We start from the raw sequence: 15,360 nt of genomic DNA on the forward strand, positions 1-15,360 counted from the left end.
TTCGCCTGCGGGCCGGCGGGGGCCGTTCGCGCAGTTCCCCGCGCCCCTGGGGTGCCTGGTGCGGCCCTCTGCGCGCGGGCCGTGCGTGGTTCTCGCGCAGTTCCCCGCGCCCCTGAAGAGCTCGGCTGCGCCGTCGCTCACTTTCCCAGAAGCACGGGGCGCGCACTCCGCACAGCCCGGGGCCAACCCCCTGGGGGCGCGAGGAACTGCGCGGGCAACCACGCACGTCCTGTGCGCGAGGGACGGCACCAGGCCCCCGCAGGGGCGCGGGGAACTGCGCGAGCGACCACGTGCGGCCCGCGCGTGAAGGGCGGCGCCAGGCCCCCGCGGGCCCGGGTCAGGGGGTCGGGGTCGGTGGGGGCTCGAGTGTGGTGAGCGCGGGGTCGAGGACGACGTCCTCACCCCGCGCCGCGACCGTCGGCTCCTCCGGGAAGTGGCACGCCGTCAGGTGCCCCTCCCGATTGCCCCCGATCCGCACCAGCCCCGGCACCTCCCGCGCACACCGCTCCCGCGCCTTCCAGCACCGCGTACGAAAGCGGCACCCGGACGGCGGGTTCACCGGCGACGGCACGTCACCCGCGAGCCGGATCCGTTCGCGGCCCGCGCCCTCCTCCTCCACCACGGCCTCGGGCACCGCCGAGAGCAGGGCGTGGGTGTACGGGTGGCGCGGGCGGCGGTAGATCGAGTCGCGGTCGCCGACCTCCACGATCCGGCCGAGGTACATGACCGCGACCCGCTGCGAGAAGTGCCGCACGATCGCCAGGTCGTGGGCGATGAAGAGGAAGGCGATGTCCAGCTCCCGCTGGAGCCCCTGGAGCAGGTTGACCACCTGCGCCTGGATCGACACGTCGAGCGCCGAGACCGGCTCGTCGGCCACGATCAGCTTCGGGCCCATCCCCAACGCCCGTGCCACGCCGATGCGTTGACGCTGACCGCCGGAGAATTCGTGCGGGAAGCGGTTGTAGTGCTCGGGGTTGAGGCCGACCGTCTCCAGGAGCTCACGGACCCGCCGCTCGATGCCGCCGGCCGGCTTGATGCCGTTGACGACCATGGGGTTGGCGATGATGTCGCCGACCGTCTGGCGGGGATTGAGGGAGGCGTACGGATCCTGGAAGATCATCTGGATCTCGGACCTGATCGGCGCGAGCGCCCGGCGTGAGGCGTGGGTGACGTCCTGGCCGGCGTAGCTGATCCGGCCCGCGCTGGGCTCCAGGAGGCGGGTGACCAGGCGCCCGGTGGTCGACTTGCCGCAGCCGGACTCGCCGACCAGGCCAAGGGTCTCGCCCCGGCCGATGGTGAGGTCGATCCCGTCCACGGCCCGTACGTCACCGACGTGCCGCTTGAAGAAGGACCCCATGGTGATGGGGAAGTACTTGGCGAGCCCTTCCACTTCGAGCAGGGGGGTCGTGGCACCGGTCCCGGGCGCGGTGCCCAGCGGCTCGGCGGCACTGGTGGCACTCGTGGCTATCTCACTCATGGCGATGTCCCGCATCCTTGTTCAGCGCAGCCGGGGGCGGATCTGCTCGGTGAAGAGGGTTTCCTTCTGATCGGCCGTCAAATGGCAGGCCGCGCCGCGCCGCCCGGCCTCCGGCAACGTCGGACGCACGGTGTGGCAGGCGTCGCCCGCCACCTGGTCCCGGAAGCCGCACCGGGGGTGGAAGGGGCAGCCGGGCGGCGGCGAGAGCAGACTCGGCGGGGCGCCGGGGATCGGCACGAGCGGAATGTCCACGGAGGAGTCGAGCCGGGGAATGGAGCTGATCAGACCCCAGCTGTAGGGGTGCTGGGGATGGTGCATGACGTCCCTGACCGTGCCGCGCTCCACGCACCGCCCCGCGTACATGACCATCACGTCGTCGGCGGTCTTGGTGATCACCCCCAGGTCGTGGGTGATGATGATGATCGCCGAGCCGGTCTCCTGCTGGAGGTCCTTGAGCAGGTCGAGGATCTGCGCCTGCACGGTCACGTCGAGCGCGGTGGTCGGCTCGTCGGCGATCACCAGCTCGGGGTCGCAGACCAGCGCCATCGCGATCATCGCGCGCTGGCGCATGCCGCCGGAGAACTGGTGCGGGTAGTCGTCGACCCGCAGCTCGGGCTGCGGGATGCCCACCTTGCGCAGCATGTCCACGGCCCGCGCCCGCGCCTCACGGCGGGGCGCGCCGGTGTGCTTCATGAAGGGCTCGGCGATCTGGCGGCCCACGGTGTAGAAGGGCGAGAGCGCGGCCAGCGAGTCCTGGAAGATCATGGCCATCTTCCTTCCGCGCAGTCGGTTCAGCTGCCGTTCGGTGGCGCCGGTCAGCTCCTGCCCGTCGAGCAGGATCTCGCCCTGGATCGTGGTGTTGCGCGGGTTGTGCAGACCGAGGACCGCGAGGTTGGTCACCGACTTGCCGGAGCCCGACTCGCCGACGATGCCGAGCGTGGAGCCGCGCTCCAGGTCGAAGGAGAGTCCGTCGACGGCCTTGACGGTGCCGTCCTCGGTGGCGAAATGGACGTACAGGTCTCGGACCGAGAGGAAGGGGGAGGACTCTCGGGCCGCCGGTTCGGCGGCGGTCTGGCTCAAGGCGGACACGGGCGGTTCTCCTGTGGCTGGTCCCCCAAGGCGTCAGGCGAGCCTGATCCGGGGGTCGATGAAGGCGTACGCCATGTCGACGACGATGTTGCACAGCACGATGAGCGTGGCGCCGATGAGCATGACGGCCATCTCCAGGGGCAGATCGCTGCGCAGCACGGCCTGTACCGCGAGCGTCCCGAGGCCGTGCAGACTGAAGGTGAACTCGGTGATGATCGCGCCGCCGAGCACCGAGCTGAGGTCCACGCCGAAGATGGTGATGATGGTGGCCATCGCGCCGCGCAGGGCGTAGCGGAAGAAGACGTACCGGGACGACATGCCCTTGGCGCGGGCCGCCCTGATGTGGTCCTCCGACAGCTGCTCGACCATCAACGACCGGGTCTGGCGGCTGTAGTTGGACCAGAAGATCACCGAGAGGACCAGACAGGGCAGGATCATCCCGCTGACCGATCCCAGCGCGTCGTGTTTCCAGTCGACGTCGTGGCCCCGGTCGAGCCAGCCCAGTTTGGTGGAGAACAGCAGGATGGCCAGCGGGCCGATGAAGTAGATCTGCACGGACTGGCCGAGCAGTGACGCGGCGCTGGCGATCCGGTCGAAGACGGTGCCCTGGCGCCAGGCGGAGATGAGGCCGAGCGAGACGCCGATGGTCAGGAAGACCGCCGAGCCGCCGACGGCGAGCGTGAGGGTGGTCGGGTAGCTGTCGGCGATCGTGTTCCAGACGGGCTGCTGGTTGGCGAAGGAGTAGCCGAAGCAGGGGGCGGGGCAGTCACCGATCGGCATGTGCCGGCCCGCGAATATACCGGCCATGTAATGCCAGTACTGCGTCCATATCGGCGTATCGAGGCCGAGATTCTTGCGGATCAGGGCGACATTCTGCGGGTCGCACTGTTTACCGCAGGAAAGCAGCGCCGGATCGGCCGGCAGGAAGAAGAAGAGGAAATAGGTGATCATGCTGATCAGCAGCAGGATGACCAGGGCACCGAGCACGCGGCGCACCAGGAAACGCACCATCGGTTGACTCTTCCGTCGCTAAGCGGTTTCCCCGGCCCGGCGCGGGCCGGGGAGACCGAGCCGGGATGCTATTGCTTCACGAAGATCGTGTTCGGGTTGATCGCCCCGTACACCTGGTTGTAGGTGACGCCGCCGAGCCGGGATCCGTACAGGTTGAAGTACTTGTCGAAGAGGAACGGAATCTGCGACGTGTCGTTCTTGAGCACGTACTCCGAGAGCGTGCGCCACTCGTCGGCCTGCTTGGTGAGATCCGTGATCTGCATGATGCGGTCGATCTCGGAGTTGACCTTGGGGTCGTTCATGAACGAGTAGTTGTTGGTGCCGTCCGCCAGATCGCGTCCGTCCATGGTCGGCGGGATGACCGTGGAGCCATTGGGCCAGTCCGCGCCCCAGCTGGTACGGAACATGTCGTACGGGGTGTCGAGCTTGCCGACCACGGTGTAGTACGACGTCGGGTCGATGGCCTTGCGCTCCACCTTGAAGCCGGCCTTGGCCAGGGCGTTCTGGATGGTCAGCGTGACGTTGTCCCAGCGCGGGGTGTTCGCGTAGGCCAGCGAGATCTTGTACGGGGTGGTGACGCCGGCCGACTTCAGGAGGTCGAGCGACTTCTGGGGGTCGCCCATGGGCTTGGCGAGCTTGCCGAACGGGTCGAACTTCTGCCAGCCGGACACGGTCGGGCTGATCAGCGTGGTGCCGAGGTCGCCCTGGGCGCCGCCGCCGAACGCCTGCTGCACCTGCTGCATCGGGAAGGCGTAGACCAGCGCCTGGCGGATCTTCGGGTCCTTGATCCGCTTGGTGTTGATGTTGAACACCTCGACGTAGGGCTGGTACTCGTTGACCGTCCGGCTCTTGTACTGCGGGTCCGAGGTCAGCGACTGCATCTTCGACGGATCGGCAGAGGCCGACATGGCGAGGGCGAACTTGTCATTGCCGGTGTCCGCGGCGAGCCGGTTGGTGAGCCCCGGCTCCTGGATGCCGAGCTGGAACTCCCACTTGTCCGGGTAGGCGTTGCGGATCGGGTCGCTCTTCGGGTCCCAGTTGGGGTTGCGCACGAAGGACAGCGACTTGCCCGGCTTGTAGTCCGCGATCTTGTACGGGCCGGAGGAGACCGGGTGGTTGTTGTACTTCTGCTGGTCGTCCTTGGCCTTGGGGACCGGCGCGATGTTGGGCATCGCCATCGCGTACGGGGTGTCCGCGTGCGGCTGGAGGAAGTGGAAGACGATCGTCTTGTCGTTGGGCGTGGAGATCAGGTTGTCCGGGATCTCCTTGCCGTCGTAGGGCCCGGCGTAGGCCTTGCGGTAGTCGGGACCGTAGATCCACTTCTGGACGTACTGGGGGCCCTGGGTCTGGTAGTCGGCGAAGAGCCGCTCGACGCCGTACTTGATGTCCTTGGTGGTGATCGGCGAGCCGTCCTCGAACTTCAGCCCGTCCTTGAGGGTGTACGTCCAGGTCTTCGAGCCGTCGGAGGGGGTGCCGGCGTCGGTCGCGAGGTCGCCGACGACGATCGTCTTGCCGGTCTTCGGGTCGATCTTGTAGCCGGTGAGCGAGCGGTTGTAGAGCAGCTGCACCGAGAGCTGGTCGCTCACGTACTGCTGGCCCGGGTCGAGGTAGTCGAAGCCCGTCTGGTCGAGGCTGTAGGCGGTGCCGCCCGATTTGGCGCCGTCGACCTTGACGGCCGGGCCCGTGGAGTCCGCCTTGGTGCCCACGCCGAAGTTCTGCACCTGGGCCTTCTTGCCCGAGTCGGCGCCGCTGCCGCCGCCGTTGTCGCTAGAGCCGCCGCTGCTGCACCCGGCCGCCAGCGCCAGGGCCCCCACCGCCAGAATCGCGGAAACCTGGCGCGCCTTGTTTATTCTCATGGATTCCTGCCTGTCAGGATGATCGGAATTCAGCGCACGGTCTTGGGGTCGAGAGCGTCCCGGACCGAATCCCCGAGCAGGTTGAAGGCGACGACGAAGACGACCATCGCGATGCCGGGGAAGAACATGAAGGTGAGATCGGAGTCGTAGTACGTGGCTCCGGCCTGGAACAGCAGCCCCCAGTCGGGGGTGGGGTTGTGGACCCCCACGCCGAGGTAGGAGAGCCCGGCCTCGGCCGTGACGTTGACCGGCAGCAGGAGCGTGGCCTGCACCAGCACGGTCGACCAGATGTTGGGCAGCAGCTCCTTGCGGATGATCCGCCACCCCGACGCGCCGCTGAGCCGGGCCGCCTCGATGAACTCGCGCTCGCGCAGCGACAGGACCTGGGCCCGGATGAGCCGGCCCATCGTCATCCAGCCGAGGAGCAGCTGCACCAGGATCAGAGCGACGACGCGCACATACGTCGGCTCCTCCTCGGTGGGCGAGACGAACAGGGCGACGATCACCGGGGTGAAGGCGATGAAGAACAGCTGCGCCGGGAAGGACAGCATCAGGTCCGAGAACCGGCCGACGAAGTAGTCGGTCCTGCCGCCCAGATAGCCCTGGACCAGGCCCACGAGAACCCCGATGAAGACCGCGACCACGGTGACCGCGAGGGCGATGAGCAGTGAGGTGCGGATGCCGTAGATCAGCAGTGTGAAGACATCGCGTCCGAGCCTCGGTTCGATACCGAACCAGAATTGCCCGTCGACCCCGCCGTTGGGTTTGAGTGGAATCCCGTAACTGTTCAGGAGCCCGCGGTCCTGCCCGTACAGCTGATACGGATCCTTGCCGTACAGCCGGGAGATGAGCGGAGCGGCCAGCGCCAGCGCGATGAATCCGAGAACCGTAAAGGCGCACAGGATTCCGACCTTGTCGCGTTTGAACCTGATCCATGCCAGACGCCCGGGCGAGCGTCCGACGAGTTCACTCGTCTTTACCTCAACACCACCGTCCGGGGCGGGCCCGTCCCCCTCTCCGGGCAGTGGATCGGTCGGCTCCATGGCAGCTCTTGTGGAACTAGTCATTTCGCATTGCCCCCCGCGCCGGAAGGTTTCATCAGAGCCGAGTGGCGTCCTTTGTTGATCGGAAGATTCAACCGTCCGGAGGTGGGCGTCAAGGGGTTGGCGCGGGCCGGTAGGAACTCATCGATTAACTTGGCCCAAGATTTTCGTCTTTGGTGCGGGCGCGTGCTTGACAGGGTTCCGGCATACCCGGAATCTCGCGCTAAATACTCATCAAGTCCCGTGCGTCACAGGGGAGTTGACCCGATCAATTCCGTTATCCGAACATGCCGCGGCGGGCACGGTACGGGGCCCCGGCCAATGATCTCCGGGGCCCGCCCAGGGGTTCGGTCAGGCGTGCGTGGCGCCCAACGAGCGGCGCAGGAAGTCGACTTGGAGCAGGAGCAGGTTCTCGGCGACCTGCTCCTGCGGGGTCATGTGCGTCACGCCGGTCAGCGGCAGCACCTCGTGCGGATGGCCCGCGGCGAGCAGCGCGGACGACAGGCGCAGGCTGTGCGCCACCACCACGTTGTCGTCGGCCATGCCGTGGATGACCATCAGGGGGCGCGCCGGGTCCGCGCGCCGGGCCAACTCGCCCTCGTGGACGAGGGAGTTGGCGGCGTAGACGTCCGGGTTCTCGGCGGGGAGGCCGAGATAGCGCTCGGTGTAGTGCGTGTCGTACAGCTCCCAGTCCGTCACCGGCGCCCCCGCGATGCCCGCGTGGAAGACGTCGGGGCGGCGCAGCACGGCCAGCGCGGAGAGGTAGCCGCCGAAGGACCAGCCCCGCATCGCCACCCGCCCCAGGTCGAGCGGATGGGTGCCGGCCAGGCCGTGCAGGGCCTCGATCTGGTCGTCGAGGGCGACGGTGAAGTCGTCCCTGATCGCCTTCTCCCACGCGGGGGAGCGGCCCGGGGTGCCGCGGCCGTCGGCGACGACGACGGCGAAACCCTGGTCGGCGAACCACTGCGAGGTCAGGTGCGCGTTGTGCGCGGCCACCACCCGCTGTCCGTGCGGTCCCCCGTACGGATCCATCAGTACGGGCAGCGGTCCGTCCGACTCCCGGTAGTGGGATGGAAGCAGAACGGCGCACGGGATGCGCTGTGCGCCCCCTTCGGTCAGCCGGAGCCGCACGGAGAGACCCGGCGTCGCGGCATATGACACGATCGTGGCCAGTTCCTTGCCGTCCCGCAGAACCCGGACCGCCGCCCCCGGCCGGTCGGGCCGGGACGAACTCAGCACGGTGACCGCCCCGCAGCGCACGGCCGAGTGGACTCCGGCGCCGTCCGAGACGCGTTCTGTTCCCAGCTCGTTGACCCGGTACACATGGATCTCGCCGATTTCGGGGGCGTCGCCCGCGTCGGCGGGGGCCTTCGTCCCGGTGGATGCGGCGATCAGGACGTCGTCGTCGCCGATGTCCAGGACCGCCCTGACGTGCGTCCGCGCGCCGGTCAGGGTCCGGTCGCCCACGGCGAGCACCCGCGCCCCGCCCTCGTCCGCGATCCGCACCAGACGCCCGTCCGGCGCCCAGGCCGGGACGCCCGGCGGCAGGTCGAGCCAGACCGGGTCCTCGTCGGCGTGCACGGTCCGGGTCGAGCCGGAGGCGGGATCGACGGCGAGATGGAGCTGGGTGCGCTGGTCGCGGGACTGCACCAGCAGCAGCGGCGCCCCGTTCGGCGACCAGTGCACCTGGGCGAGGTAGGGGTGGCGCTCCCGGTCCCAGACGACCTCGGTGCCGGCGCCGTCCAGGTCGTACAGGAAGAGCCGCACCTCGGCGTTGGGGGTGCCGGCCGCCGGATAGGCGACGCGGGCCGGCTCCTGGCCCGGGTTGGCCGGGTCGGCGATCCACCAGCGGCGCACCGGCGCCTCGTCCGCGCGCGCCACGAGCAGACGGTCGGAGGCGGGGCTCCACCAGTAGCCGCGCGAACGGGACATCTCCTCCGCGGCGATGAACTCCGCCAGCCCGTACGTCACTTCGGGCGTCTCGGGCTCGGCAAGCGCGCGGTCGCCCTCGCCCTCGGCTCCCACGACCCGCAGCGCGCCCTGCGCCACATAGGCCACATGGCGCCCGTCGGGGGAGGGCCGCGGGTCCAGGACAGGACCCGGCACCGGCAGTTCGCGGGCCGTGCCCGCGCGCAGTTCGGCGGTGAACAGGCGTCCGGACAGGGCGAAGGCGGCGAGTTCGACGGCCGCGTCGGTGGCGTAGCCGACGATTCCGGCCGACCCCTCCCTGCTGCGCTCGCGCCGTGCCCGCTCCTGGGCGGACAGCTGCTCGCCGTGGCCGCCGAGCAGTGCGCCGGGGTCGGCCGCGACGCGCTCGGTACCACCGCCTGCCAGGTCAAGTACCCAGAGCAGATGGCTGCGTTCGGTGCCTGAGGGCGAGCGGAGGAAGACGACGCGCTCGCCGTCGGGGGAGACGGTGAAGGCGCGGGGCGCACCGAGGGTGAAGCGCTGGGTGCGTGCTGAGTGCCGGGGGAAGGAGAGCTGCCCGGCGTCCTCTGGGTCTGCGGATGCGGTGGTAGTCATGAGGGGAACCTAGTCCGGTGCCGCGCGACCCGCTCGGGCCCGGGCCTTGTGCGCCCCTCGTGCGCCCGTGCCCCGATCAATGCGTTCCCACGGATAGTTATGATCCGTAGCGCTCGGTGGGTATGAACCCTGCCGGCTGTACGCACTGCTGGGTCCGTTAGACCACCGGAACAGATGGAGGTGAACCGCCGTGGCACTCTCGATTTCGGCGGTGGTGCTGCTGGCGATCGTCGTCTTCCTGCTGGTCCGGAAATCCGGGCTCAAAGGCGGACACGCGGCGGTCTGCATCCTGCTCGGCTTCTACCTGGCGAGCTCGTCCATCGCCCCGACCATCAGCCAAGTCACCAACAACGTGGCCGGAATGATTGGCGGGATCAAGTTCTAGGTCGTGTCTTCCTGGGGCCCCGCGCCCGAGGTCCTGACCGACCCGCCCGGCCCACGCCGGGGGCGCGGCCCGCCGCGGGCCTCGTAGGCTTGCCCCATGTCGGAACTCCCCGCCCGCCGTCTGCTCCTGGTGCACGCGCACCCGGACGACGAGTCGATCAACAACGGCGCCACCATGGCGAAGTACGCCGCCGAAGGCGTGCACGTCACCCTGGTGACCTGCACGCTCGGCGAGGAGGGCGAGGTCATCCCGCCCCGGCTCGCCCACCTCGCGCCCGACCGCGAGGGCGGGCTCGGCGCGCACCGGATCGGCGAACTGGCCGCCGCGATGAAGGAGCTGGGCGTCGAGGACCACCGTTTTCTCGGCGGCCCCGGGCGGTTCAGGGACTCCGGGATGATGGGCGTCGAGCAGAACCACCGGCCGGGCGCGTTCTGGAACACCGGGGTGGACGACGCCGCGGCGTCCCTCGTAGAGGTGATCCGTTCGGTGCGCCCCCAGGTGCTGATCACCTACGACCCGGAGGGCGGCTACGGCCACCCCGATCACATCCAGGCGCACCGCGTCGCCATGCGCGCCGCCGAACTCGCGGCCGAGCCCGGATACGGACGCGAGTTCGGCGCGCCGCACGCGATCGCGAAGATCTACTGGAACCGGGTGCCCCGCGCGGCCGCCGAGCGCGCCTTCGCCGAACTGCGCGCCGCGAACCCGGACTTTCCCGGCATCGCGGCCATCGGCGATGTGCCGGGTGTCGTGGACGAGTCGGAGATCACGGCCGAGATCGACGGGCGGGCCCACGCGGCCGCCAAGTACGCCGCGATGCGCGCCCACGAGACCCAGATCACGTTGAAGGAGCCCTACTTCGCGCTCTCCAACGACCTGGGCCAGCCCGTTTTCACCACCGAGTACTACCAACTGGCGGTGGGCGCCCCCGGCGTCCCGGCCGGGCAGCGCGAGCGCGACCTGTTTGAAGGTGTGGACAAGTGAGTAGTCGTACGGCCATGGCTGACGCAAGGACGGGCAGCACCGCCGCCCGCATCGCGCTGTACGCGCTGCTCGTGGTGGTCGGCGCGCTCGTCGCCGCCGCCGGGGCGCTCGTCCAGGCGGCCTGGTTCCCGGGCGGCCTTGTGCTGGCCCTGGCCGGCGCCGTCGGGCTCTTCTGGACCGGTACGCGGCTGATGGGCGGCCGGGGCGGAGTGGGGGCGCCGGCGGCCGGATGGCTGATCACCGTCGTTCTGCTGACGGCCTCGCGGCCCGAGGGCGACTTCGTGTTCGGGGCCGGAATCGGCTCGTACGTCTTCCTCGTCGGCGGCATGGCCGGCGCTGTGATCTGCGCCACGATCGGTGGATTCGCGCAACCCGGCGGCCCGGCCGCCCGACTGGGCAAGTGACATGCGCGGGCGCCGCGACGCAGGAGAAGGGGACGGGGTGCGCCGTTCGTGGCCCGGCCCGTACGCGACGGCGACGGCCAGTATGGTGGTGCGCGCCGCCGAGCCGCCCGCACAGAAGGACCACACGAACGAAACCGGGTGGCGGAGCCAATCGGGAGAGAACCAGCCTTGAGTCGTGAAACTGACAGTTCGTCCTCCGGCCCCCGCGGGCGGGGCTCAGCCGGGTATCCCTCGGGTACTCCGCCGTACGGGACCCCGTCGTCAGCGGGTCAGGACACTCCTGAGCCCGCCGCCGAGCCGGACGAGCCGAAGACCGAGACCACGCTGACGACGCGGATCCGGATCAACATCCCCGGCTCGCGCCCCATCCCGCCGGTCGTGATGCGTACGCCGATGAGTGACGCGACCAGAGCGCCCGAGGCGGACGGCGCCTCCCAACGCACCGGTTCGGTGGCGAAGCCCGAGGCGCCCGCGGCGACGGACGCGGCCGACGTGAGTGACGCGGCCGCCGGTGAACCTGCCGCCGACGAGTCGCCCACCAGTGACTGGTTCGCGCCGCGCAAGTCCCCGGCGTCGCCAGCCTCTTCGTCCACCCCGCCCTCCGGCACTCCGACGCCCGGACTGCCGTACTTCTCGGACGGCACGGACGGCGCGGACCGCGCGGGCTCACCGGGTGGTGGCGCTCCCACCGCGCCGTCCGGCCCGACCGCGGCCGTCACCGGCCAGGCCGCGCTGCCGGTCCGGCCCGTCGGCAACCGCACGGGCATGAACCAGGGCGCCGCACTCGGACGCGAGGGCCAGGGCTCGGGGGGTTCCCCGAACGCGCAGGGCCCCTGGCGCGCCGAAACGTCTGACTTCGGCGGGGCGCCGGGTCAACTCCCGGGCCGGGGGCCGGACTTGGGCCAGGGACTGGACTTGGGCCAAGACGCCGGACAAGTCCCGGGTCATGGGCCCGGCTTGGGTCAGGGTCAGGACCAGAGTCTTGGCCTGGGACAGGGCCAGAGCCTCGGCCAGGGTCAGGGCCTCGGGCAAGCGCCCGGGCAGGGCGGCGGCCCCGGGCGTGACGGCTCGCGTCCCGGTGACGGTGTGCGCCCCGGGTCGGGGCCGGACGCCGGGCCCGGCGGCGGTCACCCCTTCGCTCCCGGTGGGCAGGGCCCCGCGCCCGCGCTCTCCGACGACACCGCGATCCTCACCCCGCAGACGCCGGCGCCGAGCCCCTTCGGGCCGGAGTCGGTGGGCAATCCGCTCGCCAGCCCCTCGGTCAACCCCGCGGCGGCGCCCGGCGGTCACGTCTCCGGTGACACGCTGACCAGCGGGATCCCCGTCGTACCGCCGGAACACCGGGGCGGGTCCTTCCCGTCCGCCCCGTCCGGCTCCACCGGCGGCCCGCGTCTGACCCCGCCGCCCGGCCCGGACGCCGATGAGGCCGGGCCTCCCGCGCCGCAGGCCCGCACCGCCGCGCCCGCCGCGTCCGCCGCGTCATCGAAGAAGAAGGGCCGCTCCAAGCTCGGGCTGCTCGGCGGCGGCCTGGTGGCCCTGTTCGCGGTGGCGTACGGCGCCGGACTCGTCCTGAACCACTCCGAGGTCCCCAAGGGCACCACGGTCCTCGGCGTCGACATCGGCGGCGGCACCAAGGAGGCGGCGGTCTCCAAGCTGGACCAGACGCTCGGCAAGCGCGCCAACCAGCCGCTCAACCTCACGGTCGACGGCAAGCAGGAGCAGCTGAAGCCGGAGATCGCCGGGCTCTCGCTCGACAGTCAGGCGACCGTGCGGGCGGCGGCCGGCACCGACTACAACCCGATGTCCGTCATCGGCTCGCTCTTCGGCGGCAAGCGCGTCGCCCAGCCGGTGATCCCGGTCGACGAGGAGAAGCTGGGCGTCGCCCTGACCGACCTCGCCGGCGCGTCGGGTTCGGCGACCGAGGGCACGATCAAGTTCCTGCCGGGCAACGCGGTGGCCGTGCCGGGCAAGGCGGGCAAGTCGCTCGACGTGAACCGTTCGATGATCGCGGTCAAGGACGCGTACCGGACGCTGGTGCAGACGGGTGCGGCGAAGGCGGTGCCGCTGCCGGTGTCGGTGCGGCAGCCGACCGTCGGCCAGGCCGAGATCGACCGGGCGATGAACGACTTCGCCAAGCCGGCGATGTCCGGGAACGTCACGATCAAGGCGGGCGGGAAGTCGCTGCCCTTCGGGCCGAAGAAGTCGCTGCCCAAGATCTTGTCGATGAAGGCGGTCGACGGGAAGCTGGTCGAGGTCTACGACAAGGCGGCGATCACGGAGCTGATCGGCAACACGTTCAAGGGCGTGATGGTTGGTCAGGGTGGGCAGAAGCACGAGGTGTCCGCGGACGATGTGGCTGTCGCCATGAAGTCGGCGTTGCGGGGTAAGTCGGCGGCGGACCGGACGGTGACGATTCAGTAGCCTGCGCGGGCCTTGGCGCCCGGTGCCGGCCCGCGTGGACGTGCTGCCCCCTGCCTGCGCAGTTCCCCGCGCCCCTGGGGGTTCGGTGCTGGGCGGGATCGGCGTCCTGCGGGCCGGTTTGCGCAGTTCCCCGCGCCCCTGGGGCGCCTGGTGCGGGCCCGCGTGGACGTGCTGCCCCCTGCCTGCGCAGTTCCCCGCGCCCCTGGGGGCGCCTGGTGCCGGCCCGTGTGGACGTGCTGCGCCCTGCCTGCGCAGTTCCCCGCGCCCCTGGGGGCGCCTGGTGCGGGCCCGTGTGGACGTGCTGCCCCCCCGCATGCGCAGTTCCCCGCGCCCCTGGGGGCACCTGGTGCCGGCCCGGATCGGCGTCCCGCGCCCCTGAGGGGTCGGTGTCGGGCGGCATGACATTCGTCATGGGGGACTTACGACGGGGGGCACTGCCGGGGTGGGGCCGGGTCGGGTGAGGGTGGGGGCATGACGCAGACAGTATCCGCGAAGCGCACCACCCACCCCGTGGTGCGCTTCGAGAACGTGAACAAGAGCTACGCGGACGTGCGCGCCGTGGCCGACCTCTCGCTGACGCTCCACCCCGGCGAGACCGTCGCCCTGCTCGGCCCCAACGGCGCGGGCAAGTCCTCCACGCTCGATCTGCTGCTCGGGCTGCGCAACGCCGACTCCGGCACGGTCAGCCTCTTCGGGATGACGCCGGCGCAGGCCATCAACGCCGGCAAGGTCGGCGCGATGCTCCAGAGCGGTGGCCTCATGGAGGACGTCACCGTGCGCGAGCTCGTCAAGCTGGGGTGCGACCTGCACCCCGACCCGCACCCCGTGGCCGAGGTCATGGACCGCGCGGGCGTCACCAGCATCGCCGACCGCAAGGTCAACAAGCTCTCCGGCGGCCAGGAGCAGCGCGTCCGCTTCGCCCTCGCGACCGCCGGCGCCAACGACCTGATCGTCCTGGACGAGCCGACCACCGGCATGGACGTCACCGCCCGCCAGGCGTTCTGGGCGACCATGCGCGAGCAGGCGGCCCAGGGCCGTACGGTCCTGTTCGCCACGCACTACCTCGAAGAGGCCGACGCGATCGCCGACCGGGTGCTCGTCCTGCACAAGGGCAAGCTCCTCGCCGACGGCACCGCCGCCGAGATCAAGGCCAAGGCGGGCGCCCGCCGGGTCAGCTTCGACCTGGAGGGGGCCATCGACCAGGAGGCCCTGCGCGCGCTGCCCTTCCTGTCCACGATCGACATCTCGGGCCGCACCGTCCGCATCCAGTCGCACGACGCCGACGCCACCATGCACGCCGTCTACGGGCTGGGCCTCTACCCGCGCAATCTCGAAGTCGCGGGTCTCGGCCTCGAGCAGGCCTTCGTCGCCATCACCTCGGCCGAGGAGGCCAACGCACGATGAACACGCTGATCAAGCTGGAAATCACCCGCACCCTGCGGAACAAGAAGTTCATGTTCTTCTCGGTGATCTACCCCTCGGCCCTCTACCTGCTCTTCGCGGCCTCGCAGAGCAGCACCGACAAGGTCCCGGGCACCGACCTCACCTTCCCCGCCCTCTACATGGTCTCGATGGCGTCGTTCGGCGCGATCACCGCCGTCCTCATGGGCAACAGCGAGAAGATCGCCAAGGAGCGCGAGAAGGGCTGGGTGCGTCAGCTGCGCCTGACCACCCTGCCGGGCCGTGGCTACGTCCTCGCGAAGATCGCCAGCGCCGCCGTGGTGACCCTGCCGTGCATCGTGGTCGTCTTCCTGGTGGCCGCCGCCACCAAGGGCGTACGGTTCGATGCCTGGCAATGGGGCGCGCTGACCGTCGCCATCTGGGCCGGCTCGCTCTGCTTCGCCGCGCTCGGCGTGGCCATCGGCTACGTCGCCAGCGGTGACGCGGTCCGCCCGATCACGATGATCATCTACTTCGGCATGTCGATCCTGGGCGGCCTGTGGATGCCCAGCACGGTCTTCCCGCAGTGGCTCCAGAACATCGCGGAGTGGCTGCCCACCCACGCGTACGCTGCCCTGGGACAGGCCATCGAGCTGGGCGACGCCCCGCACGGCAAGGACCTCGCCATCCTCGTCGCCTACTTCCTGCTCTTCGCGGGCGGCGCGGCGTGGCTGTACCGGAAGGACACCCTGAAGGCGTGAGTGCCGTGAACCAGGGCCCCGAGGAG

General features: G+C 70.3%; 12 protein-coding genes. 6 read left to right on the forward strand and 6 right to left on the reverse strand.

The window, feature by feature from the left end; all coding sequences use genetic code 11:
* Positions 1-337: 337 nt before the first annotated feature.
* The 6 genes from ABR738_RS26580 to ABR738_RS26605 form a co-directional block, all read right to left on the reverse strand.
* Positions 338-1,477, reverse strand: a complete 1,140-nt coding sequence (locus ABR738_RS26580; RefSeq protein ID WP_350232470.1) for an ABC transporter ATP-binding protein — start codon at positions 1,475-1,477, stop codon at positions 338-340.
* Positions 1,478-1,498: 21 nt separating this feature from the next.
* The gene (locus tag ABR738_RS26585; RefSeq protein ID WP_350232471.1) at positions 1,499-2,566 is read right to left on the reverse strand and encodes an ABC transporter ATP-binding protein; all 1,068 of its coding nucleotides are present in this window, start codon (positions 2,564-2,566) and stop codon (positions 1,499-1,501) included.
* 33 nt (positions 2,567-2,599) lie between these two features.
* A complete protein-coding gene (locus ABR738_RS26590) occupies positions 2,600-3,577 on the reverse strand; it encodes an ABC transporter permease (RefSeq protein ID WP_350232472.1) in 978 nt (325 codons plus the stop codon).
* A 68-nt stretch (positions 3,578-3,645) separates the two neighbouring features.
* Positions 3,646-5,433 carry an ABC transporter substrate-binding protein gene (locus ABR738_RS26595; RefSeq protein WP_350232473.1) on the reverse strand — a complete coding sequence of 596 codons (1,788 nt, stop codon included), beginning with the start codon at positions 5,431-5,433 and terminating at the stop codon, positions 3,646-3,648.
* A gap of 29 nt (positions 5,434-5,462) precedes the next feature.
* A complete protein-coding gene (locus tag ABR738_RS26600; RefSeq protein ID WP_350232474.1) occupies positions 5,463-6,500 on the reverse strand; it encodes an ABC transporter permease in 1,038 nt (345 codons plus the stop codon).
* Between the two features lie 327 nt (positions 6,501-6,827).
* On the reverse strand, positions 6,828-8,999 hold the full coding sequence (locus tag ABR738_RS26605) for a prolyl oligopeptidase family serine peptidase (protein ID WP_350232475.1): 2,172 nt from the start codon (positions 8,997-8,999) through the stop codon (positions 6,828-6,830).
* Positions 9,000-9,189: 190 nt separating this feature from the next.
* Here ABR738_RS26605 and ABR738_RS26610 point away from each other — a divergent pair, with 190 nt between their 5' ends.
* The 6 genes from ABR738_RS26610 to ABR738_RS26640 all read left to right on the forward strand — a co-directional run bounded on the left by ABR738_RS26610 (position 9,190) and on the right by ABR738_RS26640 (position 15,334).
* A complete protein-coding gene (locus ABR738_RS26610) occupies positions 9,190-9,384 on the forward strand; it encodes a hypothetical protein (protein ID WP_350232476.1) in 195 nt (64 codons plus the stop codon).
* 96 nt (positions 9,385-9,480) lie between these two features.
* On the forward strand, positions 9,481-10,368 hold the full coding sequence (mshB, locus tag ABR738_RS26615; protein ID WP_350232477.1) for an N-acetyl-1-D-myo-inositol-2-amino-2-deoxy-alpha-D-glucopyranoside deacetylase: 888 nt from the start codon (positions 9,481-9,483) through the stop codon (positions 10,366-10,368).
* 14 nt (positions 10,369-10,382) lie between these two features.
* Entirely contained in the window at positions 10,383-10,772 is a 390-nt protein-coding gene (locus tag ABR738_RS26620) for a DUF6113 family protein (RefSeq protein WP_350232478.1), read from the forward strand.
* Between the two features lie 168 nt (positions 10,773-10,940).
* Positions 10,941-13,193, forward strand: a complete 2,253-nt coding sequence (locus ABR738_RS37780; RefSeq protein ID WP_502964147.1) for a hypothetical protein — start codon at positions 10,941-10,943, stop codon at positions 13,191-13,193.
* A 471-nt stretch (positions 13,194-13,664) separates the two neighbouring features.
* On the forward strand, positions 13,665-14,597 hold the full coding sequence (locus tag ABR738_RS26635) for an ABC transporter ATP-binding protein (protein WP_350232481.1): 933 nt from the start codon (positions 13,665-13,667) through the stop codon (positions 14,595-14,597).
* Positions 14,594-15,334 carry an ABC transporter permease gene (locus tag ABR738_RS26640; protein ID WP_350232482.1) on the forward strand — a complete coding sequence of 247 codons (741 nt, stop codon included), beginning with the start codon at positions 14,594-14,596 and terminating at the stop codon, positions 15,332-15,334. Before ABR738_RS26635 ends, ABR738_RS26640 begins: the two co-directional genes overlap by 4 nt.
* Positions 15,335-15,360: the final 26 nt, after the last annotated feature.

It is taken from the genome of Streptomyces sp. Edi4 (assembly GCF_040253615.1).
Classification (GTDB): domain Bacteria; phylum Actinomycetota; class Actinomycetes; order Streptomycetales; family Streptomycetaceae; genus Streptomyces.